Annotated in this window: 26 protein-coding genes and 1 riboswitch; of the genes, 13 read left to right on the forward strand and 13 right to left on the reverse strand. The window is 31.5% G+C overall.

The features are described from left to right. Positions 1-17: 17 nt before the first annotated feature. Positions 18-356 (reverse strand): membrane protein, encoded by a 339-nt coding sequence (locus HMPREF2576_RS00095; RefSeq protein WP_002439678.1) that lies wholly within the window; start codon positions 354-356, stop codon positions 18-20. 247 nt (positions 357-603) lie between these two features. Here HMPREF2576_RS00095 and pepF point away from each other — a divergent pair, with 247 nt between their 5' ends. Next, a complete protein-coding gene (pepF, locus tag HMPREF2576_RS00100) occupies positions 604-2415 on the forward strand; it encodes an oligoendopeptidase F (protein ID WP_002439680.1) in 1812 nt (603 codons plus the stop codon). Between the two features lie 93 nt (positions 2416-2508). Here the strand turns inward: pepF and phoU are convergent, their stop codons facing one another. The 6 genes from phoU to cvfB form a co-directional block, all read right to left on the reverse strand. Beyond that, a complete protein-coding gene (phoU, locus tag HMPREF2576_RS00105) occupies positions 2509-3156 on the reverse strand; it encodes a phosphate signaling complex protein PhoU (protein WP_070856551.1) in 648 nt (215 codons plus the stop codon). Between the two features lie 6 nt (positions 3157-3162). Beyond that, the gene (gene pstB, locus HMPREF2576_RS00110) at positions 3163-4038 is read right to left on the reverse strand and encodes a phosphate ABC transporter ATP-binding protein PstB (protein WP_001831097.1); all 876 of its coding nucleotides are present in this window, start codon (positions 4036-4038) and stop codon (positions 3163-3165) included. A 92-nt stretch (positions 4039-4130) separates the two neighbouring features. Then, complete coding sequence (gene pstA, locus HMPREF2576_RS00115; RefSeq protein ID WP_001831209.1) at positions 4131-5036, reverse strand: phosphate ABC transporter permease PstA; 906 nt, start codon at positions 5034-5036, stop codon at positions 4131-4133. 1 nt (position 5037) lies between these two features. Next, positions 5038-5964, reverse strand: coding sequence for a phosphate ABC transporter permease subunit PstC (gene pstC / locus HMPREF2576_RS00120; RefSeq protein WP_001830936.1), 927 nt, complete (start codon positions 5962-5964; stop codon positions 5038-5040). Positions 5965-6170: 206 nt separating this feature from the next. Further along, positions 6171-7148 carry a PstS family phosphate ABC transporter substrate-binding protein gene (locus HMPREF2576_RS00125; RefSeq protein WP_001831206.1) on the reverse strand — a complete coding sequence of 326 codons (978 nt, stop codon included), beginning with the start codon at positions 7146-7148 and terminating at the stop codon, positions 6171-6173. Positions 7149-7751: 603 nt separating this feature from the next. After that, positions 7752-8648, reverse strand: coding sequence for an RNA-binding virulence regulatory protein CvfB (gene cvfB, locus HMPREF2576_RS00130; protein ID WP_002502406.1), 897 nt, complete (start codon positions 8646-8648; stop codon positions 7752-7754). Positions 8649-8862: 214 nt separating this feature from the next. On the opposite strand from cvfB, the gene HMPREF2576_RS00135 reads away from it, so the two are divergent. From HMPREF2576_RS00135 to lysA, 9 genes are all read left to right on the forward strand, one after another. After that, positions 8863-10470, forward strand: coding sequence for an ABC-F family ATP-binding cassette domain-containing protein (locus HMPREF2576_RS00135; RefSeq protein WP_001830940.1), 1608 nt, complete (start codon positions 8863-8865; stop codon positions 10468-10470). A gap of 343 nt (positions 10471-10813) precedes the next feature. Then, positions 10814-10993: riboswitch (Lysine riboswitch) on the forward strand. Positions 10994-11046: 53 nt separating this feature from the next. Next, positions 11047-12279, forward strand: coding sequence for an aspartate kinase (locus HMPREF2576_RS00140; protein ID WP_024051125.1), 1233 nt, complete (start codon positions 11047-11049; stop codon positions 12277-12279). A gap of 70 nt (positions 12280-12349) precedes the next feature. Next, on the forward strand, positions 12350-13339 hold the full coding sequence (locus HMPREF2576_RS00145) for an aspartate-semialdehyde dehydrogenase (protein WP_002439689.1): 990 nt from the start codon (positions 12350-12352) through the stop codon (positions 13337-13339). A gap of 1 nt (position 13340) precedes the next feature. Further along, complete coding sequence (gene dapA, locus HMPREF2576_RS00150; protein WP_002439691.1) at positions 13341-14225, forward strand: 4-hydroxy-tetrahydrodipicolinate synthase; 885 nt, start codon at positions 13341-13343, stop codon at positions 14223-14225. Continuing rightward, the gene (dapB, locus tag HMPREF2576_RS00155) at positions 14225-14947 is read left to right on the forward strand and encodes a 4-hydroxy-tetrahydrodipicolinate reductase (RefSeq protein WP_001830951.1); all 723 of its coding nucleotides are present in this window, start codon (positions 14225-14227) and stop codon (positions 14945-14947) included. The genes dapA and dapB overlap by 1 nt, the downstream gene beginning before the upstream one ends. Before the next feature lie 21 nt (positions 14948-14968). Further along, positions 14969-15691, forward strand: coding sequence for a 2,3,4,5-tetrahydropyridine-2,6-dicarboxylate N-acetyltransferase (gene dapD, locus HMPREF2576_RS00160; RefSeq protein WP_001830955.1), 723 nt, complete (start codon positions 14969-14971; stop codon positions 15689-15691). Between the two features lie 156 nt (positions 15692-15847). After that, complete coding sequence (locus HMPREF2576_RS00165) at positions 15848-16999, forward strand: amidohydrolase (protein ID WP_001832789.1); 1152 nt, start codon at positions 15848-15850, stop codon at positions 16997-16999. Positions 17000-17004: 5 nt separating this feature from the next. Then, on the forward strand, positions 17005-18078 hold the full coding sequence (locus HMPREF2576_RS00170; protein WP_001831203.1) for an alanine racemase: 1074 nt from the start codon (positions 17005-17007) through the stop codon (positions 18076-18078). Beyond that, a complete protein-coding gene (gene lysA, locus HMPREF2576_RS00175) occupies positions 18079-19344 on the forward strand; it encodes a diaminopimelate decarboxylase (RefSeq protein ID WP_002439697.1) in 1266 nt (421 codons plus the stop codon). It begins immediately after the preceding gene. Positions 19345-19475: 131 nt separating this feature from the next. Here the strand turns inward: lysA and HMPREF2576_RS00180 are convergent, their stop codons facing one another. The 6 genes from HMPREF2576_RS00180 to msaA form a co-directional block, all read right to left on the reverse strand. Continuing rightward, the gene (locus HMPREF2576_RS00180) at positions 19476-20225 is read right to left on the reverse strand and encodes an ABC transporter permease (RefSeq protein WP_002439699.1); all 750 of its coding nucleotides are present in this window, start codon (positions 20223-20225) and stop codon (positions 19476-19478) included. Between the two features lie 8 nt (positions 20226-20233). Further along, positions 20234-21097, reverse strand: a complete 864-nt coding sequence (locus tag HMPREF2576_RS00185) for an ABC transporter ATP-binding protein (RefSeq protein ID WP_002439701.1) — start codon at positions 21095-21097, stop codon at positions 20234-20236. Continuing rightward, entirely contained in the window at positions 21084-21494 is a 411-nt protein-coding gene (locus tag HMPREF2576_RS00190) for an Msa family membrane protein (protein WP_002439702.1), read from the reverse strand. The genes HMPREF2576_RS00185 and HMPREF2576_RS00190 overlap by 14 nt, the downstream gene beginning before the upstream one ends. Positions 21495-21499: 5 nt before the next feature. Further along, entirely contained in the window at positions 21500-22081 is a 582-nt protein-coding gene (locus HMPREF2576_RS00195; RefSeq protein WP_002439704.1) for a CPBP family intramembrane glutamic endopeptidase, read from the reverse strand. 358 nt (positions 22082-22439) lie between these two features. Beyond that, complete coding sequence (gene cspA, locus HMPREF2576_RS00200) at positions 22440-22640, reverse strand: cold shock protein CspA (protein ID WP_001831260.1); 201 nt, start codon at positions 22638-22640, stop codon at positions 22440-22442. Between the two features lie 180 nt (positions 22641-22820). Next, positions 22821-23129 carry a regulatory protein MsaA gene (msaA, locus tag HMPREF2576_RS00205; protein ID WP_002439708.1) on the reverse strand — a complete coding sequence of 103 codons (309 nt, stop codon included), beginning with the start codon at positions 23127-23129 and terminating at the stop codon, positions 22821-22823. Between the two features lie 158 nt (positions 23130-23287). On the opposite strand from msaA, the gene HMPREF2576_RS00210 reads away from it, so the two are divergent. Genes HMPREF2576_RS00210 through HMPREF2576_RS00220 form a run of 3 tightly spaced genes read left to right on the forward strand, consistent with a single transcriptional unit; the run spans position 23288 to position 25376 of the window. Continuing rightward, a complete protein-coding gene (locus HMPREF2576_RS00210) occupies positions 23288-23557 on the forward strand; it encodes an acylphosphatase (RefSeq protein ID WP_001831190.1) in 270 nt (89 codons plus the stop codon). Positions 23558-23596: 39 nt separating this feature from the next. Next, positions 23597-24223 (forward strand): 5-bromo-4-chloroindolyl phosphate hydrolysis family protein, encoded by a 627-nt coding sequence (locus HMPREF2576_RS00215; protein WP_002476740.1) that lies wholly within the window; start codon positions 23597-23599, stop codon positions 24221-24223. A gap of 22 nt (positions 24224-24245) precedes the next feature. Further along, on the forward strand, positions 24246-25376 hold the full coding sequence (locus HMPREF2576_RS00220) for a toxic anion resistance protein (protein ID WP_002485276.1): 1131 nt from the start codon (positions 24246-24248) through the stop codon (positions 25374-25376). The last annotated feature ends 34 nt before the right edge of the window (positions 25377-25410 follow it).

A 25410-nucleotide genomic window follows, 5' to 3' on the forward strand; every position in this document is an offset into this window, starting at 1 on the left:
GCAAAGTTGAAAAGTTGTTATTTATGATGACGACGAAGTGACTCTTCATCATCATATTTGCGAATCTCTTTTTCCAATTTTATTTTTCTACGATTTTTTCTCCAGTTTCTAGAAAAATACCAAATAAGAAAGCTTATGATTAAGCTCATTATGCCTAAGAATCCTGCATATCCAAGCAGTGGTTGATATGAAATGTTTTGAAAATTTGGTATAAAAAAGGCAAGTACTGCTAAAACTACAAAAGTAATGATTGCAGACTGGAACCATTTATTTAATACAAGTGTGTAAAATACAGTTAATAAAATCATACCAAGAATGGTAATCCACAAATAGTTTGGCATATCAAATATTGTCATTGCACGTGCTCCTATAAGTAATATTTAGTTACTATTATACAACTTATTAATATAATATCATTCAGACTTAAGAAGTAATCATTTTTTAATATTATTTATTTAACAAGAATATGTTAATACTCATAATATGATTAAACTAATTATAACATTACTAAATGTTACACATCATCTGTTTAGGCGTCCTTTGTGAGTTTGTTATTGAATTTTAGTATAATGTCATTAAATGATTTATAAAGGAGTGTCATAAATGAGTGAAGGTTTACCTTTGAGAGAAGAAGTTCCGGTAAAAGAAACTTGGGATTTGAAAGATTTATTTACAAGTGATCAAGCATTCTATCAAACATTGGAACAAGTAGTACAAATGTCTTTAGATTTTAATCATACATATTATCAGAAACTTAATAACATAGAAACAATAGAAAAGGCATTAGATGAATATGAAAGGATACTTATAGAAATAGATCGTTTATATAATTATCCAGAACTTAGATTAAGCGTTGATACGTCTAATGAAGAAGCACAAAAAGTTAACGCAAAACTTAATACGACTTCTGGAAAACTTGCTGGTTTATTATCTTTTGTTGATTCCGAGATTTTGGAGTTACCCGATGAGATAATAAGCGAATTGAGGTCTCAAACAAAATACCCTCATTTTATTAAACAACTTCAAGATCGTAAGCCTTATCAATTATCTGCTGATGTTGAAAAAGTATTAGCTACATTAACACCAACATTGAGAAGTCCGTTTGAATTGTATGGTACTACAAAGAGTTTGGATATTAATTTTGAATCGTTTGATTATGAGGGTGTTACCTATCCATTGGATTATGCAACATTTGAAAATGAATATGAAGATCATCCATCTCCTGAATTTAGACGTAAAAGTTTTAGAGCTTTTAGTGATGCATTACGACAATATCAACATACGACGGCCGCAACATATAATATGCAAGTCCAACAAGAAAAGATTGAAGCGGATTTACGAGGATATGATTCTGTTATTGATTATCTACTACAAGATCAAGAAGTAACAAAAGATATGTTCGATAGACAAATTGATGTCATTATGAGTGATTTAGCCCCAGTTATGCAAAAGTATGCAAAGATTATTCAACGTGTACATAACCTGGATAAAATGCGATTTGAGGATTTAAAAATTTCAATAGACCCTAACTTTGAACCAGAAATATCAATTGAAGAATCGAAAAAATACATTTATGGAGCGCTCAAAGTACTTGGTGATGATTATGTCAAAATGTTAGAGTCTGCCTATGATTACCGTTGGATTGATTTTGCTCAGAATAAAGGAAAAGATACTGGAGCATATTGTGCAAGTCCATACATTACACATTCATATGTATTTATTTCATGGACTGGGAAAATGGCTGAAACATTCGTTCTTGCGCATGAATTAGGACATGCAGGTCATTTTGCATTAGCGCAGAATCATCAAAATTTGTTGGAATCTGAAGCGTCTATGTATTTTGTAGAAGCACCTTCCACAATGAATGAAATGTTGATGGCAAATTACTTATTTAATAGTAGTAATAATCCTCGATTTAAACGTTGGGTTATTGGTTCGATTTTATCTCGAACTTATTATCATAATATGGTTACCCACCTTTTAGAAGCAGCTTATCAACGTGAAGTGTATAGCCGAGTCGACAATGGAGAGTCATTAACTGCCCCACTGCTAAATGAAATAATGTTGAACACTTATAAAGCATTTTTCGGTGACACTGTTGAAATGACAGATGGGGTTGAATTAACATGGATGAGACAACCACATTATTATATGGGATTGTACTCATATACGTACTCTGCTGGATTGACAATTGGTACAGTTGTATCACAATGTATCAAGAAAGAAGGTCAACCTGCTGTTGATCGCTGGTTAAAAACGCTACAAGCTGGTGGTAGTCAATCTCCAATTGAATTGGCGCAAATAGCTGGCGTTGATATTACGACTGACGCCCCTTTAAAAGAGACAATTAACTATATTTCAAATTTAGTAGATGAATTAGAAGTATTAACATATCAAATAGAAGAAAATTCATAAAAAGTTAAAGAAAAATATCAAACCCCACCTGAAATTGTGGCATAAAATTCAGGTGGGGTTGCTCATTATAGATATACAATAGGATTTGATAATTTAATCAAAAGTTTCAAAATGTTGGCCTGTTAAATAATAATAAACACTTTCAGCAATATTGCTTATATGATCACCTATTCGTTCTAAGTGTCTAGCTGCTAAGTGTGCTTGACCAGCTACGAATGGGTCATTATCAATTAAGTAACTGGTATTGACGATGTTAACGTATAAATCATCAATATCTTCATCTCTCTCAATGACTTCTTTTATCAGTGGTAAATCTTTATTTTTAATAGCGTTATTTAAATCTTCTAACATGAGCATCGCTAATTTACCCATGGTTTTTAAACGTGTAAACACATAGTTATCATTTATTTTAACTCTTAAACGTATATGAGCGATACTAGCAGCATTATCCCCCATTCGTTCAAAGTCAGTAGAGATTTTGAGTGCTGCCATCATCATACGTAAATCTTTGGCAATAGGTTGTTGTCTCGTAATTAGCATGATTACCTTCTCGTTAATTTCATGATCTAAATGGTTAATTTCTTTGTCTTTCTCAATGGTTTGTCTTGCGAATGATTTCTTTTCTTCCCCTAAAGATACTAGTGCATTGTTAATATTAAAATATACACGAAGACCAAGACGCCGTAAATCTTTAATTAATCCATCTAGCTGACCTTCATATTTTTGTCTAATAATTGCCATTGCATCTTATCCAAAACGACCAGATATATAATCTTCAGTTTGTTTGTCGGCAGGATTTGAAAAGATTTTATCAGTATCATCATATTCATTGACATATCCATTTAAGAAGAAAGCAGTTTTATCTGAAACACGCGCAGCTTGTTGCATGTTGTGCGTAACCATGATAATTGAGTAATTTTCTTTTAATTCTTGTACAAGTTCTTCAACTCTTAACGTAGAAATAGGATCTAATGCTGATGTAGGTTCATCCATTAAAATGACATCTGGTTCAATTGCTAAACATCTAGCTATACAAACACGTTGTTGTTGTCCACCTGATAATCCATAAGCATTTGTATGCAATCTATCTTTTAATTCATCCCATATTGCAGCGCCACGTAATGATTTTTCTACGATTTCATCTAGAATTTTTTTGTTTTTAATACCGTGAGTCTTAGGGCCATAAGTAATATTATCATAAATTGACTTAGGGAATGGGTTAGGTTGTTGAAAGACCATTCCAACGTTAGTACGTAGCTTTTCTTTAGAATACTTTGCATCAAATATATTTTGGTCACGATACAAAATTTTACCTGCAGTTTTCACAGATGGAACTAATTCGACCATTCTATTTAAAGCTTTGATGTATGTAGATTTACCACATCCAGAAGGTCCGATTATTGCAGTTACATTATTTTCCAATATATCTAAATTAATGTTTTGTAACGCATGATTTTCTCCATACCATAAATCTAGATTTTGAGTTGAATAAACAATCTTCTTTTCACTGTCTGGAATTGTATTTTTCTTATTGTTTTCAGTAGTTACTATTGTGGCAACTGAGTCTTGATTATTTGTTTGTGCGTCTAGTTTCTCTTTTTCTGCTACTTGTGAATTAGCCATAATTAAAAACTCCTTTATATATTGAGACCTAGATGTGATGTTATAGGTCAATAACGTTTATTTATAAAAATGCATTTCCCTTATAATTTTGATTAGAATTTTTTACTAAATTTATTACGAAGAAGTATCGCTACAGTGTTCATCAATAATAAGATAACGAGTAGAACGATAATACCTGCTGATGCAACGTTTTGGAATTCTGCTTGAGGCATTTTTGCCCATGTATAAATTTGAGTTGGTAACGCAGAGAATTGGTCGAGTAATCCACTTGGTGTTGCTAAAAGTATCGTAGGTATACCTATCATTACAAGTGGTGCTGTTTCTCCTAATGCGCGTGATAAAGATAAAATGAAACCTGTTAAAATACCAGGTAATGCTGCAGGTAAAACAACTCTTCTAATTGTTTGCCATTTATTAGCACCAAGACCATATGATGCTTCTCTGACTGAACTAGGAACTGCTCTGATAGCTTCCTGACTAGCAACGATAATAACAGGCAAGATTAGTAGTGACATTGTAAGCGCAGCGGCTAGCACGCTATTACCTAAACCTGCCGCGCCTACAAATAATGTATAACCTAGTAAACCGAAAACAATTGAAGGAACACCAGCTAAATTAGATATACTCACCTTTACGATTTGTGTAAAAATATTGTCTCTTGCGTATTCTTCTAAATAAATTGCTGTACCTATTCCTAAAATGATACTAATTGGAATAATACTTAAGATTAACCAAATAGAACCTACTAAAGCCCCTTTAATACCAGCATCTGCTGGTGTTGAAGATGAAAAATTAGTGAAAAATTCGGGAGTTAGATGTCCCGCCCCTTTAACGAAAGTTTGAATTAATAGTGCTACTAAAACAATGAGCCCAATTAATGTACATAATAAAAATAACCATTTGTTTACCGAGTTTTTCCTATCACGAGAAGAAATATTTTTTTCTACGGCATCTTTATCAATCAATGTTTTGTTAGCAGTATTTGAATGTGTAGACATATTAATACTCCTCTCTGAATCGTTTAGAGATCCATTGTGATAATAAATTCATAATTAAAGTGAAAATGAAAAGTGTAAAACCTACAGCGTAAATACTGTAGTAAATATCAGAACCAAATGCTGCATCACCTGTAGCAATTTCAACAATATATCCTGTCATCGTTTGAATTGAACTAGTTAAACTTAGAGATGATGTTGGTGAACTACCAGCAGCTAAAGAAACGATCATTGTTTCACCTATTGCTCTTGATATACCTAATACAATTGAAGCAACAACGCCAGAAGTCGCAGCTGGTAATACAACTTTTGTAGCGACTTCAAATTTAGTTGCGCCTAATCCAAATGCACCTTCACGAATTTTATCAGGTACAGATGACATTGCATCTTCACTCATACTTGTAATCATAGGGACAATCATTATACCCACAACAATACCGGGACTGATTGAATTAAACTCTCCCAAGTTAGGAATTAGATTTCTCAATATAGGTGTAACAAATGTTAAAGCAAAGAAGCCAAATACAATTGTAGGAATCCCAGCCAAAATTTCTAATATTGGTTTAATGATTCTACGTGAACGATCAGATGCATATTCATTAAGGTAGATAGCTGCTCCTAAACCAATCGGAACGGCTACGATTGTAGCAATAACAGTAATTTTCAATGTGCCGATGATGAGTGCCCAAATTCCAAATTCTGGTGATGAACCAGTTGGGTTCCAAGTACCAGATAAAAAGAATTTAGATAATGGCACTCGTGTGAAAAACGTAATCGTCTCGGTTAAAAGTGTAAATAAAATAGCAATTGTAGTTAATATAGATATAGCTGAAATAATGGCTAAAATAATTGGAACAATTTTATCACTTAGCCCGCCCTTTTTAGCATTATTCTTAGCTATCATTTCTCTCACCTTTGTTTGTGAAGCCATGTAAAACCCTCTCTCTTATCTCCCAAAATAATTTAAAAAAAGAGTGGGAATTGCTTTTATGAGAAAATGAGTTCATTCATATTTAATAGAATATTTACTCATTATCTGCAAAGCTGAAAAGGGTTCGACAAAGTGGCACATTGACCACTTTGTCTGATACCCTTTCAAAAATTCCCAACCCTAGGTGTTTATTACCTTAATATTCATTATTTATCTTCTGATTTTTTGTCGTCTTTCTTATCAGATTTTTGATGTTTATCTAAAAAATCTTTTAAGTCATCTAATTGAGATTTATAAGTTTTCTTAGGTGAAGCTACATAACCAGCGTCTTCAGCTGCTTTACCTTCATCTTCAAGTACAAATTTCATGAATTCTGACATTACTTTATTGTCTTTTAATGATTTGTCTTTAGCGTAGATAAATAATGGTCTGCTTAGTGCGTATGAACCGTTCTGAATTGTTTTCTTAGTTGGTTCTGTAACTTTGCCATTGTCATCTTTGATTTTAACTTCTTTTAATTTATCTTTATTTTGTTCGTAGAAATTATAACCGAAGTAACCGATACCTTCTTTGTTTTTAGTTACTGAAGATACGATCGCGTTAGTATCAGCGTTCTTCTCAGCTTTGATATCTTGTTTGTCCATAACTTCTTCTTCAAAGAAGTCGTAAGTACCATGACTTGAGTTAGGTGAAACAGCATTGATTTTTTTATCTGGCCAACTAGAGTTAACGTCTTTCCATGTTTTAGCTTTACCAGAGTAAATATCTTTTAATTGTGATTTAGTTAATTCTTTAACAAAGTCGTTATCTTTATTAACCGCAATTGTTACACCATCTTGTGCGATTTTGAATTCGTGATATTTAATCCCTTTATCTTCTAATTTTTTCTTTTCTTCGTCTTTAATAGGTCTTGAAGCGTCTGAGAAATCAGTTTCGCCAGCAATGAATTTTTGGAAACCAGCACCTGTACCGGCTTGACCTGAAGAAATTTTGGCGTCTTTATGATCTTTAGCCCATTTTTCGTTTAATTTTTCAACGATAGGAGCTACTGTGGACGAACCTTCACCTTTAGCAGAACCTTTAAGATCTTTGCCGTCTCCTGAACCTCCATCATTTCCGCCACAAGCGCCAAGTAAAACCGAAGCTCCTAATACAGTAGTACCGACTAATTGCCACTTTTTCATTGAAACATCCTCCTAATGTAAATAACCTATAATGGTATATGTATTTCTTACAGTTCTCATGTTACATATCTTTTATTAAATCAAAATAGAGTTATTGTAAATTTTTTGTTAAGAATGGGATTTGAATTAATGAAACGTGTATTAAAATTTAATTTGCTAACATAGTTTTATAAAGAATAAAAATACTTGATTGAATGAATAGAAGATAAATTGGGAATCATTAAAATGGAAAGAGAATTATAATAAATAGTATCTAAACTGGTCCTTTAAGGTCATATTAAATATTTAAATACGTACGTTTATGAGTAATTTAGTTCTTTTAAATGAAGCACTTTAAAATATATATCATTTAGTTTTTTAAATAAGTGTTAAACATAAAAAAACACTTGAGTTATCAGTTGATATCTCAAGTGTGTATGACGTATAGGTAATCTTATGATTAAATTAATTAAAAGTACGCTTATATTAAGTTTTTTTGTGTCAGACAAGTTTCCCAAAATATAGAATGCTATAAATACTGTAATTTAGAATTTTTTTCATGATGAGTCAACGAATTCTATAAGAATCTACATTAATTAAGTATATTAATTAATTTCATTATCTTTAATCATCTACACGGCTCCACCCTTTTTTGGTAAGAGTGATTTTTCCTGTTTCTATATTGATTATCTTTTTCTTATATAAATGTCCGATTGCACGTTTAAACGAGCCTTTACTCATATTAAAGACTTCTTTGATTGCATCAGGACTAGATTTATCCCAAAAAGGTAATTCACCATCATACTCAACAAGTAAATCAAATATGACCTGTCCATCATCATCAAGGCGTTCATGAGCTAATGGTAAAAACGAACCATTTAATTCACCTTTTTCATTATGACCTATAATTCGGACCTCTACTGCCTCACCTAACCGAGGCTCATGTTTACGTTCAGATTCGTGAACAAAGATTTTATAACCCTCATTACTTAATAAGAAGCTACCTACTCTGAGTAATCTATAAGCGCGTGCAGAAATATATTCGTTTTGTTTGCTATCGTCATTTACTGGGGTGAACATTGACTCAACAATCGTTTCACTAGCTAATCGTCCAAACATTTGATTCGTACTGTCTATTCTCAAAGTAACTAGCAAGTAATCACCTGCTTTAGGCCAAAGTTCTTTAAGTTTCGGTAAATCTTCCCATGGAACTAAGACTTCACGAGGAAGTCCTACGTCAATATGTGCACCGTCTCTATCGGTTTTTATAACTTTAGCAAAATCATATTTATCTTTTGTAATATCAGGCATGTTTTGCGTCGCAAATAAATCTCCTGAACGGTTTGGATAAACGAAAAAACTATATTCCTCACCTAATTCAAAATCATCTTCATCAGCAACTTCTGACTGATTGAGTTTGACACTTTCACCATTTGGCCCTTTAAGTAAATATGTTGACCCTTGTAATCCTACGACTTCTAAAAATTCTATTGAACCTACTATATCTTTATCTAGTGCCATTCTATTCTCCTTAATCTATTATTATTCAATTTCATTTACTTTCTTCTATATTAAATAGTTAGATTTAATTTAATAAACTTTATTCGTATCTATAAAATTCTTATTAATTATAACACGAGTTACGTATTCTATCATTAGCTTAACTGTCAGGTCGAAACTCTACTTATTATATGATATAATTTTTCCGTTAGAATAACCAAAAAGGAGCAGATGAATGTTACAAGTAACTGATGTAAGTTTACGTTTTGGTGATCGTAAACTATTTGAAGATGTAAATATAAAATTTACAGAGGGTAATTGTTATGGATTAATTGGTGCAAATGGTGCTGGGAAATCTACATTCTTGAAGATTTTATCAGGCGAAATTGATTCACAGACTGGTCATGTATCTCTAGGTAAAGATGAGCGTTTGGCTGTGTTAAAACAAGATCATTTTGCTTATGAAGATGAACGTGTTTTAGATGTTGTGATTAAAGGACATGAACGTTTGTATCAAGTGATGAAAGAGAAAGATGAAATTTATATGAAACCTGATTTCAGCGATGAGGACGGTATTCGCGCTGCAGAACTTGAAGGAGAATTTGCAGAAATGAACGGTTGGAATGCTGAAGCTGATGCTGCTAACTTATTATCAGGATTAGGCATAGAACCTGACTTACATGATAAAAATATGTCTGAACTTGAAAATAATCAAAAAGTTAAGGTATTGTTAGCTCAAAGTTTATTTGGTGATCCTGACGTTCTTTTACTAGATGAGCCTACCAATGGTTTAGATATACCAGCAATAAGTTGGTTAGAAGACTTTTTAATTAATTTTGAAAATACTGTCATTGTCGTTTCGCATGACCGTCACTTCTTAAATAATGTTTGTACTCATATTGCTGATTTAGACTTTGGCAAAATTAAACTTTATGTTGGTAACTATGATTTTTGGTATCAATCAAGTCAATTAGCACAAAAAATGGCACAAGAACAAAATAAGAAAAAAGAAGAAAAAATGAAAGAGTTACAGGATTTCATCGCACGCTTCTCAGCAAATGCTTCTAAATCTAAACAGGCAACAAGTCGTAAGAAACAATTAGAAAAAATTGAATTAGATGATATCCAGCCATCATCTCGTAGATACCCTTACGTGAAATTTACTCCTGAACGTGAAATTGGAAATGATTTACTTACAGTAGAAAATCTTTCTAAAACAATTGACGGCGAAAAAGTACTAGACAATGTTTCATTCACTATGAATCCTAATGATAAAGCTATTTTAGTTGGTGATAGCGAAATTGCTAAAACAACATTGTTAAAAATTTTAGCTGGAGAAATGGAACCAGATGAAGGTACATTTAAATGGGGTGTAACGACATCTTTAAGTTACTTCCCTAAAGATAACTCTGAGTTCTTTGATGGTGTCGATATGAATTTAGTTGAATGGTTACGTCAATACGCTCCAGAAGATGAACAAACTGAAACATTTTTACGTGGTTTCTTAGGTCGCATGTTATTTAGTGGTGAGGAAGTTAAGAAAAAAGCAAGCGTGCTTTCAGGTGGAGAAAAAGTACGTTGCATGTTAAGTAAAATGATGTTATCAAGTGCTAACGTACTTTTACTTGATGAGCCAACAAACCATTTAGATTTGGAAAGTATCACTGCTGTAAATGACGGATTAAAATCATTTAAAGGTTCTATCATCTTCACTTCTTATGATTTTGAATTTATTAATACAATCGCAAATCGAGTGATTGACTTGAATCAAGCTGGTGCCCTTTCTAAAGAAGTACCTTATGAGGAATACTTACAAGAAATTGGTGTATTACAAAATAATTAATAATTGTTTTAACATTTACACAAGAGTCTGGGATATTTATCAATGTCCCGGGCTCTTTGTTTATATAAAGTTTAATCTTTATTCGGTATGAATATTAGATTAATTATTGTTATCGTCTCAGCTATAAGCTTTTAACATTGAAAAAATTAAAAATATATACTTTGAAATACTAATACTTAGAAAATCTAGATAAGCTATTTAATTTGTAATAAGCGTATTAAATTTATAAAAATGACTTATCGTGTGAATTCACCCTTAAATTTTCAGTATATTTTAAAAAATCTAAAATATTGGTTTACATAGATATATTGTCTATGTATAATGAAAACATATCAATTGAATAAGATTTTGATGAGGCGCATCAATCATGAGTAAACTTTAGATAATTTGTCTGCTAACAATTATAGAGTTAAAAGGGTGAGATGCCGAAATGATTCATAATAGCAGTTATGAATCGTTGGACTTAATGGTTAAGAGCTATAAGTTTGTCATTATTATTAAATAATGGAGTGCATCACTTGTACATAAATGTAGAACAAGTTCGGCATTCCGAACTTGTTCTTTTTTATACTGTGTATGTCTCCTCTAATTATAGGAGGACTGAAATTGAATAGAAGTGTTTTAAAATTTGGCGGTTCTTCCGTCAGTGATTTTAAAAAAATAAAAAATATCGCTGAAATGCTTAAAACACGCATTGAAGATGGTGAAGAATTAATCGTTGTTGTCAGTGCTATGGGTAAGACAACTGATCAATTGATGAATAATGTATCAAGTCTTACTTCTACCCCTAAAGATCAAGAACTTGCATTGCTATTAACAACGGGTGAACAACAAACGGTTTCTTACCTTTCTATGGTACTCAATGATATAGGTGTAAATGCTAAAGCGATGACAGGTTATCAAGCTGGCATTAAGACTGTAGGACATCACTTAAAAAGTAAAATAGCAGAAATTAATCCTAATATTTTTAATGAGGCTTTTAAAAATCATGACATTTTAGTTGTAGCTGGGTTTCAAGGTATAAATGAAGATTTCGAACTTACTACACTTGGACGAGGTGGTTCTGATACAACAGCTGTAGCTTTAGCAGCAAGTAATCAGACACCTTGTGAAATTTACACTGACGTTGATGGTGTGTATGCAACAGATCCTAGAATACTTAATGAAGCGAAGCGTTTAGAATATGTCTCTTATGAGGAAATGATGGAAATGAGCGCGCTTGGTGCAGGTGTACTTGAAACGAGAAGTGTTGAATTAGCTAAGAATTATGATATTCCACTTTACTTAGGAAGAACGTTATCAAATGTGAAAGGAACATGGATTATGTCTAAAAGTGATTTATTAGAGAAAAAAGCAGTAACTGGTGTCGCATTGGATACACACATGATGCACGTCACGATAAGTTATCCCCTACCGGATAATCAGTTACTGACACAATTGTTTACCGCATTGGAAGAAGAATCTGTAAATGTTGATATGATTTCTCAAATTGTAAATTTAGAAGGTTTACAATTATCTTTTTCAATTAAAGATAGTGATGCACATCAAATTTCTTCAATTCTGGAAAATTTATCAACACACTTTTCAGCACTTGATTATAAAATTAATGAAGCATATGTCAAAATATCTTTAATTGGATCAGGTATGAGAGATATGTCAGGAGTAGCATCAAAAGCTTTTACGACACTTATCAATTCAGATATTCCATTTTATCAAACGACGACATCGGAAATTAGCATTTCTTATGTAATAGACGAAGAAAATGGTGAAAAAGCAGTAGAAGAATTGTATCATGCCTTCGAAATTTAGCATTCATATGATATATTTATTATAAATTTTCTAAAAATTACCAATATTAAGAATGGAGTGACTATTTATTATGACAAGATTAGCAGTAGCCGGAGCAACCGGATTAGTTGGAACAAAAATGTTAGAGACACTAGATCGAAAACAAATACCTTTTGATGAATTAGTATTATTTTCTTCTGCTCGCTCAGCAGGAAAAAAAGTTGAATTTCAAGGACAATTGTATACTGTTCAAGAATTAACTGATGAAGCAGCAAGTGAACATTTTGATTATATTTTAATGAGTGCAGGAGGTAGCACAAGTGAGCACTTTGCTCCACTATTTGAAGCGGCTGGAGCCATTGTTATTGATAATTCTAGCCAATGGAGAATGGCTGAAGATGTCGATTTAATTGTTCCAGAAGTGAATGAGCCTCAATTTACACGTGGTATTATTGCTAATCCAAATTGCTCTACAATTCAATCAGTTGTACCTCTTAAAATTTTACAAGATGCATATGGTTTAAAACGTGTCGCTTATACGACTTATCAAGCCGTATCAGGTTCTGGTGTTAAAGGTAAAAGAGATTTAGCTGAAGGTGCTAATGGAAAAGAACCTGAAGCATATCCGTATCCAATTTACAATAATGTATTACCACATATAGATGTTTTTCTTGAAAATGGGTATACAAAAGAAGAACAAAAAATGATTGATGAAACGAAAAAAATTCTCAACGACCAAGACTTAAAAGTGACTGCCACATGTGTACGTGTACCAGTACAAGATAGTCACAGTATTGAAATCGATGTGACTTTAAATCAAGACACTACAGTTAAAGAGATACAAGAATTATTTGCACAAGATCAACGTGTTGTTCTTGTAGATAATCCAAGTAAAAATGAATATCCATTAGCCATTCATTCTACTGGCAAAGATGAAGTGTTTGTAGGACGTATCCGCCGAGATGACTCTCTTGAAAATACGTTCCATGTATGGTGTACCTCTGATAATTTGCTCAAGGGCGCAGCATTAAATGCAGTTCAAGTGTTAGAACAAATTTTAACTTTGAAAGGAGCAAGATAATATGACACACATGTTTGAAGGCGTTGGTGTAGCATTAGCGACTCCCTTTACCAATAATGAGGTTGATTTCGACGCATTAGAAAGACATGTTAAATTTCTTTTAAATAACAATATTCAAGCAATTATAGTGAATGGCACTACAGCAGAAAGTCCTACATTAAGTGACGAAGAAAAAGAGAAAGTATTGGCAACAGTAGTTAAACTCGTGAATCATAGCGTTCCTGTTATTGCGGGTACTGGCACTAATAATACGTATAAATCAATTCAAGCTTCAATACGTGCTAAAGAAATTGGTGCAGATGCAGTCATGTTGATTACGCCCTACTACAACAAAACGAATCAACGTGGTTTAATTCAACATTTTGAGACAATCGCAAATGAAGTGAAATTACCAGTAATTCTTTACAATGTGCCATCACGAACAAACATGACGATAGAACCAGAAACAGTTGAAATTCTCAGTCATAATCCATATATCGTTGCTTTAAAAGATGCGACAAATGATTTTGATTATTTTGATCAAGTAAAACAACGTATTAATACAAATGAATTTGCATTATATAGTGGGAATGACGACAATGTTGTGAAGTTCTATCAACGTGGAGGTAATGGTGTCATCTCTGTAATTGCGAATGTAATTCCACAAGAATTTCAATATTTATATGACCAAAGACAAAATGAAACCGATATTACTAATTACTTTAAACCTATCGAGAAATTGTTAGAAGCGTTGTCACTTGACGTTAACCCAATACCTATTAAAGTTCTTACCACATATTTGGGTTATGGTCACTACGAAGTGAGATTACCATTAGTGCCTTTAGAAGAAGCACAATGTAAACAAGTTGAACGAGCATTTGAACAATTTAAAGCAGGTGAACAATAATGAACATACTATTAATTGGATATGGTGCAATGAATCAAAGAGTTGCACGATTAGCTGAAGATAAAGGTCATGAAATTGTTGGAGTTATAGATAGAACTTCAAAAGCGTCGACACCTTATTCACAATATCAACACATTAGTGAATGTAAAGAAGCTGATGTTGCTATTGACTTTTCAAATCCTGAATTGCTCTTTCCTCTATTAGAAGAACAATTCAATTTGCCTCTTGTCATAGCAACTACAGGTGAAAAAGAAACGTTAATACAAAAATTGGAAACGCTAAGTCAAAGAACACCTGTATTTTTTAGTGCAAATATGAGTTACGGTGTCCATGCATTAACTAAAATATTAGAAACTGCAGTTCCCCTACTTCAAGATTTCGATATCGAACTTACAGAAGCGCATCATAATAAAAAAGTCGATGCTCCTAGTGGCACATTAGTTAAATTGTATGATGTCATTAAAGAATTACGTGACAATGTCTCGCCTGTTTATGATAGACACGAAAAAACAGAGAAGAGAACTCATGATGAGATAGGTATACATGCTGTTCGTGGTGGTACGATTGTCGGGGAACATGACATATTATTTGCAGGTACTGATGAAACAATTACTATCTCACATAAAGCACAATCAAAAGATATCTTTGCAAATGGTGCCATTGGCGCTGCAGAAAAATTAATTCACAAAAACCCAGGTTTTTATACTTTTAATAATCTATAAATCAAAGGAGTTATTCAACTTATGGTACAACATTTATCAGCTCAAGAAATCATTCAATATATTAGTGATGCTAAGAAATCAACACCACTCAAAGTTTATGTAAATGGTCATTTTGAAAATGTCACATTCCCAGAATCTTTTAAAGTTTTTGGCTCTGAACATTCAAAAGTAATTTTCTGTGAAGCAGATGAATGGAAACAATTTTATCAACAAAATCATTCATTAATCACTGAATTAGAAATTGAGATGGATCGTCGTAATTCAGCTATACCGCTTAAAGATTTAACAAACACAAATGCTCGTATTGAGCCAGGTGCGTTTATTCGTGAGCAAGCAATCATTGAAGATGGTGCTGTGGTTATGATGGGTGCTACGATTAATATTGGAGCTATTGTAGGAGAAGGAACAATGATAGACATGAACGCAACACTTGGTGGCCGAGCTACAACAGGAAAAAATGTTCATGTTGGTGCAGGTGCTGTTTTAGCTGGTGTCATTGAACCTCCAAGTGCTTCCCCAGTTGTCATTGAAGACAATGTTTTAATTGGAGCAAATGCTGTTATTCTTGAAGGTGTACGCGTTGGTGCAGGTGCTATTGTAGCAGCTGGAGCTATTGTAACTCAAGATGTGCCAGCTGGAGCTGTAGTTGCTGGTACGCCTGCTAAAGTAATTAAACAAACTTCAGAAGTTCAAGACTCAAAACGTGAGATTGTGTCTGCACTGCGTAAATTAAATAATGAATAACGACATAGAATAATTGTGTAGATAAAAAATATGTTCAAGGTGGAATCCAATGATTAATTTATATATGATGCATTAATCATTAATTTCGCCTTTTTATTATAGAATGATACACATTGAAATATTAAAGAAATAGTTATATAAGGGATGGATAATTTTATGAACGAGTTAGAATTCGTTACATTGCACAGAAGACATTTACATCAGTATCCAGAATTAAGTTTACATGAATTTGAAACGACATCGTATATAACATCTTTTTTAGAGGATTTAGGCGTACCTTACGACCGACCACTTAAAACTGGTGTTATTGCTTATTTGGAAGGTAATAGTCACCACACTATTGCATTCAGAGCAGATATAGACGCGTTACCAATTTATGAAGAAAATGATATTGATTTTAAAAGTAAGAATGATAATGTCATGCACGCGTGTGGTCATGATGGTCATACGACAGCACTTATGCTTTTTGTTAAAAGGTGTAAAGCATTGTATGACAAATCTGAATTACCTCATAATGTAGTGTTTATATTTCAACCTGCCGAAGAAACCGGTGGAGGAGCTAATCGTTTAATCAAAGCTGGCGCTTTTGACAAGTACCCTATTGAAGCGGTGTTTGGTTTTCACGTTAATCCGTTTGAAAAAGAAGGTAAAATTGTAATTCGAGATGAAGAAATCACTGCAAGTGCCACTGAATATCGCTTCTTTTTAAAAGGATTATCTAGTCATGTTGCTGATAAGGAGCAAGGTCATTCATGTGGTGAGGGGTTACAGCATGTCTTAAGTCAAATCGGCCAAATCCAACAATTTCATTTGAATGGATTGAAACGTAACATTATTCATATGGGTCATTTTGAAGCTGGTGAAGCTATTAATACAGTACCGAGTCATGGTTATCTTGAAGGTACAATTCGTACATATGACACAGAAGATTTAGCTATTGTAAAACACCAAATGCATAAAATTGCGAAAAGTGTTCAATTATTATTTAATGTTGAATGTGAGGTTAAATTTGAAGAAGGATATCCACCAACAATGAATCATCCACAATTACGTCAAGCCGTTGAGAACGCTATAAAAGGTGCAAATTTAGAAATAGTTGAAAAAAAACTACCCTTCCTGTTCGGTGAAGATTTTAGTTTTTATGGTCAACAACTTGCCCCTTCATATTTTGTATTTGTTGGTACTCAAAACAATGAAAAAGGTTTTGTGACTGGTCTTCATACTGCCCATCTTAATTTTGATGAGAAAATATTAATTGACGTTGTAAATTATTACGAGCATTTGTTAAGAAATTATAAAGAGGTGTAAAGCAATTGACAGCAATTTGGTCATTAGACACAGAAGCATTTTATCAGAATGCAGTAAAAGTAAAAAATAACGAACCAATAATGGCAGTTGTAAAAAACAATGCATATCATTATGGACTTGAGTTTGCAGTGAAAACATTTTTAAAAGCGGAAATTAATACATTTAGCACAACTTCATTAAATGAAGCTATACGAGTTAGAAAAATAGCACCTGAAGCAACTATATTTTTAATGAATCCTGTTTATGATTTTGATTTAGTAAAACGTTATGATATTCATATGACACTCCCCTCTTTAAATTATTATTATAAATATAAACAAGATTTAAAAGGCATTCATGTACATTTAGAATATGAAAATTTATTACATCGTTCCGGTTTTAGAAATATCGAAGAAATACGTGAAGTTTTAAAAGATCATGATCAAAATAATCAAGATAAAATGATTATTTCAGGAATATGGACGCATTTTGGGTATGCAGACGAATTTGACGTAGATGAATATAAAATGGAACGTGATGCTTGGTTAAACTTGATAAATACACTTTTAAATGAAAATTATCATTTTGATATGATACATTCACAAAATAGTGCAAGTTATTTTCGTGAGAATCAAATGTTACTTCCTCATCACACTCATGCTAGAGTTGGAATTGCCCTTTATGGTTCAAGACCATATAGTCTTATAAATGAAGAACGCATTACTCAATCTTTGACTGTTAAAGGTAATGTTATACAAGTTCGTGATGTAAATAAAGGTGATTATTGTGGATATAGTTTCGCCTTTGAAGTAAAGAATGACCACACTCAATTAGCTGTTGTTGATATAGGTTATGGCGATGGTATTCTAAAATCAAGAGCAAAACACGAAGCTATAATTAATGGCAAGCGATATCCAATTAGAGCACTAATGATGAGTCATATGTTTATTGAAGTTGATGACGAAGTTCATGCACAAGACGAAGTCATATTATATAATAAGGATATACGCATAGATGAATTTACATTTAAAGGTGTTGGCGCAAATTCAGAACAATTAAGCGCAATGAATCACGATTCTCTTATGAAGGAGTATTTATAAATGGTAGTTAATTATAATGATAATGGCGAACTGACAATGGGAGGTACAAGCTTAAAAACTATTGCACAAAGTTTTGGTACACCTTCGATTGTTTACGATGAAGACCAAATTCGTAATCAGATAAGAAGATATCATAAAGCATTTGAAGCAAGTGGTTTAAGCTACAATATATCTTATGCCTCAAAAGCTTTCACTTGTATTCAGATGGTTAAATTAATTGATGAAGAAAATTTACAATTAGATGTTGTTTCTGAAGGTGAACTTTATACTGCTCTTGAAGCAGGATTTGATTCGAAACGTATTCACTTCCATGGGAACAACAAGACGAAACGCGAGATTCAATATGCATTAGATAGTCAGATTGGTTATTTTGTAGTGGATACGCTCGAGGAAATAGATCTTATTGATAAATATGCTGATAGTAATGTAGATGTTGTATTACGTGTAAATCCTGGGGTTGAAGCCCATACACATGAATTTATTCAAACTGGACAGGAAGATAGTAAATTTGGATTATCAATCAAACACGGTCTAGCATTAAATGCAGTTAATAAAGTAAAAGCAACGAAACATTTGCAACTTAAAGGTATACATTTCCATATTGGCTCTCAAATCGAAGGCACTGAGGCGATGATTAAGACAGCTAAAATTGTGCTTAATTGGTTAGCAAGTGAACGAATTGAAGTGAGTTTACTAAACATAGGCGGTGGTTTCGGAATTAAATATGTCGAAGGAGATGAAAGTTTCCCTATTGAGCAAGGAATATCTGAAATTACTGAAGCTATTAAAGAAACTGCGCAAGCATTGCAGTACAATATTCCTGAAATTGGGATAGAACCTGGCCGTTCAATTGTTGGAGAAGCAGGTATCACTTTATATGAGGTTGGTACAATTAAAGATATCCCTGGAGTTAATAAATATGTATCAGTTGATGGCGGAATGAGTGATCACATACGAACTGCACTTTATGGTGCACAGTATGAGGCGTTGTTAGTTAACAGAAATGAAAAAGCTAATGAATCTGTAACAATTGCAGGTAAACTCTGTGAATCTGGTGATATTATCGTACGAGATGCCCAATTACCCTCTTCTGTTCATAGAGGTGATTACCTAGCAGTACTTTCTACTGGTGCGTATCATTATTCAATGGCTTCAAATTATAATCAAATGCAAAAACCTCCAGTATTTTTCTTGAAAGATGGAAAAGCACGTGAAGTGATTAAACGTCAATCATTGAGACAGTTAATTATTAATGATACGAAATAATTCTAAAAAGTGAGCGAGTAAAAGCTCAACTACTATCAATATGATTTCGATTAAAAACTATTTGAAAACGCCTTGGATAGGTACAGTATATCTATCCGAGGCGTTTATACTTACATTAAATTAAATGAAATTTAAAATTGAATTTTTCTGAAAATCGTAATTGCTAAGAGGTAAATAATGAATATATAAACAATAGTAATAGAGCTCATTATTGATAAGTTGAAAATAAAACTTTTATCGGTATCTAAATTTGTGAAATTTGAAGGGAAAAACTTGATTTTATTAATATTGTCTGTAATCTTTATGACCACGTAACATAAAATCATACTGATAATAGTTATCCCAGAATTAAATTTCACAGAAAAAATAACAACATAGAAAATTAAGAATAAATCAGTTAAAAAGATTCCAAGAAGATTTAAGATTAGAGTATGATTTAATTCTGAGTTATTTAACATAAAAGAATGAGATGAATATTCATGGTTGTTAACATAAAACAAATAAACTACTAACGTTGATAATAATAAAATGGATAAGAATATAAAATAACTAGAAATAATAGATGTTAATTTAGAATTAAAAATTTTGTAGCGACTTTGATCCTTATAAAACAATAGTCTTCCTGTGCTAATTTCGCTATAAAATAATAAAGAAGATAAATATCCAATAATTATAAGTGATAGCATTGCTTTTTGTTGAGTATCATAAATTGCGATAAATAATTCTAAAAAGCTTACACTATTCTTATGAGTTGCTGATAATGAAAGAAAATTACTATTAAGTAATTCAGCTAGGAATATCAAGAGAGGATAAATCCCAATGAGGTAAAGCATCCATGTTGCACGAATCTTTGAAATATAAAAGAAGTTAAATTTAAACATAATATTACCTACTCTTTATAGAAATATGAAGATAATAGATTATCATTACTTTCTATTTTTATTAAGGGATTTTTACCTACTAAATTAAGTAAATTTGTAAGATCTACTTCTTCATCCTTATTTATAATTGTTATTGAATTTCCATCAATTTTTTTAATGAAATTGAAATTAGCTTTTAGTTCTGGAGCATTGTTTAAAGTATTTTTGAATATTAACTTTTGAGTGAATATTCTATTATGTAAGTCAATTTCTCTAATTTGATGGTTTTCGAGTAATAGAAATCTATCACAAAGATCTTCTAATTCTTTTAACTGGTGGCTAGATATTAAAAATAAAGTGTTTTTTTCTTTTGAATATTTATCAATGATATTATTTAATTCCCTTACCCCTAACGGATCCAGACCTAAGAATGGCTCGTCTAATACAGCTACTTTTGGTTTGGTAATTAAACAAATAGCTAAACAAAGTCTTTGTTTCATTCCATACGAATAATTTTTAACCTTCTTTTCATTATCTTCTAAACCTACAATGTTTAGCATCGTTTGAATTTCACTTATATAGCTAATCTTATTATTAATTTTTAGGTAATTTTCAATATTTTGTCTTGCATTTAACTCAGGATAATATATTTGTCCTATCATGAAAGAAAAATCTTTTATCATATTGTGAGATTTATGTATATCTATATTGTTAAAATAAACATTTCCTTTAGATGGTAATTGAGTTTTAGCTATAAGTTTCATTAATGTTGATTTTCCAGACCCATTAGAACCTATAAGACCAACCTTTTCTCCAGCAGATAATTTGTAATTAACATCACATAATACTTCTTTCTTCTTAAAAGATTTATATACATTTCTAAATTCTAGCATTGATTTCACCTCTTTTATGTTTAATAAAAACTACAATCATTTGAGGTATTAAATAAACAAAAAATAAAAATATAATCTGAGATAATTCAAGCATATTTGGAGATATTTTAATTTCTATATCACTATTATTGATTTGCGCCCTCTCGATATAGGATAGATAACCATCTAGATGCATGATATATTTACTATAAATAATGTAAAAAATTAGGTTTGAAATTACATTTAACCATAAATATAATTTTGTTTTTGAAGTGAAAATAATTAAGATAGCTGATGTAATAGATGGGACTAAAATAATTAATAAATTTGCCAAGTAAACATCAATGCGTAATTCTAAAAGAGCTAAAATTGAGAAAAATAAACAGTTTAAAAATAGGGATAATAATATTGATTTCATGAAAATCACCTCATTACTACAATAAAAATATTATATATCCAATGAGTTATAATTGAAAAACTAAGTTTGAATTTATATCTTATAACATACAAAATTATACTTGAGGGAAATCTTATTAATAGATTAGATTCTAATGACTCATTGAGATGTAAGATTAAAGCAAATAGTAAAGAACCAATAGAAATAGAAGTTAATAAACTGAAGTTATTTAGCAAAATGTTAAATACTACTTCCCTAAATAAAAATTCTTCCCCTAAAGCTATAAGGAAATAAAATATGATTAACTTATAATCATCAACATAAACTATTAAAATTAATAAGATTATAAAATATGAAAGTAAATTTTTTATAGTTAACAATTTAAATGGATTAGTTTTATAATTAAATATTGAAGAGAGATAAGTAGGTATTATTATAAAACTTATTATAAGAGAAAGAATCATCGATAAAAATTCACAATATTCAGATAATTTAAGGTATGCTATTATTCCAATGCTTATATTTAGTACAATAGTAGTAATAATAACAATACTTAGTGATATGAATAAATTATTTAGTCTTAATTTTTCAATTTTAAAATTTACCATTTAATGAAACGACCACGGTAACCAAAATAAAAACGACCAATTGAAACCTGCAATAATTTAAAAGGATTTGGCATAACATTGTCTCCTCCCCCCTACTTATCTTTTTAAATTATAAAGAGTTTACATTAATAAATCAATAAAAAATTATATTGCAGGCTATATTATTTAACGAAAGTTTTGCTTGTCTTTAGACACAGACATGCAAAAATAATGAGATACTCATAATTCTTATTTTGGGGATAAAAAAACAGAAAGAAATTAAAATCAATTTCCTTCTGTGATACGGTATGTATTGATATAAAAAACACCTTACTGCTTGGTAAGGTGTTAGTTAAAGTCAATGATTACAATCTATTTATTATAGTTTAACAACGTTTGCAGCTTGAGGACCGCGATCGCCTTCAACTACTTCAAATTCAACTGATTGACCTTCTTCTAATGATTTGTATCCTTCTTGGTTAATTGCTGAGAAGTGTACGAATACGTCGTTTTCTCCTTCAACTTCGATGAAACCAAAACCTTTTTCGGCATTAAACCATTTAACTGTACCTTGTTTCATAATTCTGAAACCTCCAAGACTAAATTCTTTCAATATGCATTATTCGCATATTACAAAAAATACATGTCTAAAATTTAATATAAATCAAATATTCTTTGCAATATGGAATAAAACAATTGCTTAATAATCATTATAGTTTAGTCATAGCTAAATTGCAATACAATTATAGAAAATTATCATTCAATCTATTTTTGGAAGATTAAAATAAACCTCATTATTTTTTAAAATAATAAAACTATAAAATATTTGTAAATCTTCCTCACAGTCTTCACAAAAGTTTAAATCGCAATTGTTGTAAAAAGCATGTATATTATACTTCCCTACTACATAATTGTCGTAACATTTCTTACTATGGTTTAATACATTTATGTAATAATCCAACATTTGGTCGTATGTAGTAAATTCTGATTGTTCCACAATTTTTTGTGGCCAATCCTCAAATAGCCACCAACCTTCGTAGTCAGCCCTGATCTTGACTACTGTCCACATATTAATTTCCCCTTCCCTACTATAAAGCTACATCAATAATTTTAACTTTTCATGTTTTAAAATCAAGTTTCAAGACTTGTGATATAAACAATTTTTTGAATAGCAAATATTAGTTTTTTACAATTAAAATACGTATAATAAAGACAAGAGGTGATTTTATGCAACGTAAACATATTCAAGTTTTTGGTACAGTACAAGGTGTAGGATTTAGATTTTACACGCAACGTATTGCTCATCAATTTAATATTAAAGGTACAGTCCAAAATGTTGAGGACTACGTAGATATATATGCTCAGGGCGACGATACAGAATTAGAACAGTTTATTGATTCTGTAATCCAAGGTGCTTCACCGGCTTCACAAGTGTCTAATTACAATATTGAAGAATTAGACCTTGATGAATCTTTATCAGAGTTTAAGACAATTTAGGTTTATAATATAAGACTTTAATATAAAGGAAGATGACACTTGAGATATAACATTTCACGTATATTTGGAGTGTTAGTGGGTATACCAGTGGCCTTTATTGTTTGGCTTATTACTGTTTTTGCGTTGGATTTATCATTCATTATAGACATGCTTATCAGTTTTGGTAGTTTCATTGCATCATACTTCCCTACGCAAAGGCTCACTTCACGAAAGTATCTTAATGAAATTGGTTTATCAAGAAGAGATTACAGATATGTTCAATCACAGCTTCATCATGCACATACTAAAATTAGAAATATCTTAAAGTCATTTATTAATATTCGTTCAATCAAAGATTTTAGACAAGTAAATGATATATATCGAATTTCTCGTTCTATTCATACAAGCATTAAGCAAAGACCCGCGATGTTTTTTAAAGTTGAAAGCTTTTTCTATTCTCATTTGGATAATGCACTTAACTTAGTAGACTCGTATACACGTCTTGCAAGAATGCCACGTAAGTCGCAAGATGAAAAGCTAAAATTAGAACAAACACGTATTACTCTAGATGAAATAAAGAGAACGCTCATTGCTGACCTTAAAAGGCTTAATGAGGAAGATTATGAGCGACTAGATGTTGAAATAGAATTAAATAAATTAGAACAGCAACGTCGACATAATAATTAATAGAAATGGAGAGATGAGTGAGATGGTAAGTGAACGAAGTAGTAATCAGTCACATCCACTTGATTACTATATGAATAATCAATCAACTGATCATCATACAATCGCTGAAGATCTTGAAATCCAATTAACTGAAAATGATAAACAAAGAATTAAATCAATAAGTGAGCAAATTGAGCCACTTAATCATGAAGGATTGTTAAAATATGGTGCTAATCTTCAACAAAAGATGTCTCATTTTTCGCATCAAATTTTAGATGATGTTCAATCAAAAGATATGGGACCAGTTGGGGAAACTTTAAGTCAATTAATGGGAAAATTAAAATCTGTAAATCCAAATGACATAAATCCAGAAAAACAATCTAGATTAAAGCGTTTATTTAAACGTACTAAAGCTTCTATTAATGAAGTGTTTTCTAGAATGCAATCTGTAAGTTCTCAAATTGATCGTATTACTATTCAATTAGAAAAACATAAAGATCAGTTAACTAAAGATGTTGAATTTCTTGATCAATTATATCAGCAAAATAAAACTTATTTTGATAACGTTACTTTATATATCTTAGCGGCTCAAAAAAAGAAAAAAGAGATATTGACAGAAACCATACCACAGTTACGTGAAAAGGCGCATCAAACTGGTAATCAAATGGATATTCAGGCAACTGCTGATATGGAACAGTTTGTGGATCGTTTAGATAAGCGCATTTATGATTTACAATTATCTAGGCAAATTGCTATTCAAACTGCACCTCAAATCCGTATGATACAAAATGTCAACCAAGCTTTAGCCGAAAAAATTCAAAGTTCAATTTTAACAAGTATTCCTTTATGGAAAAATCAAATGGCTATTGCCCTAACTTTGATGAGACAAAGAAATGCTGTTTCAGCACAACGTTCGGTTACCGATACTACGAATGAGTTACTTACTCAAAATGCGTCAATGTTAAAGGAAAATGCTATTGAAACGGCAGCTGAGAATGAGCGTGGCATCGTGGACATCGAAACGTTAAAGACAACACAAAATGACATTATTGAAACAATTGAACAAACACTTCAAATTCAAGAAGATGGTAGACAGAAACGTCAAGTTGCAGAGAAAGAACTTAATGAGTTAGAAAAAGATTTGAAACAGCATCTATTAGCTATGCGTAAATAATAAAAAACACTCGTCACATGTGATTTAGATTTAG

It is taken from the genome of Staphylococcus sp. HMSC063F05, assembly GCF_001837075.1.
Classification (GTDB): domain Bacteria; phylum Bacillota; class Bacilli; order Staphylococcales; family Staphylococcaceae; genus Staphylococcus; species Staphylococcus epidermidis.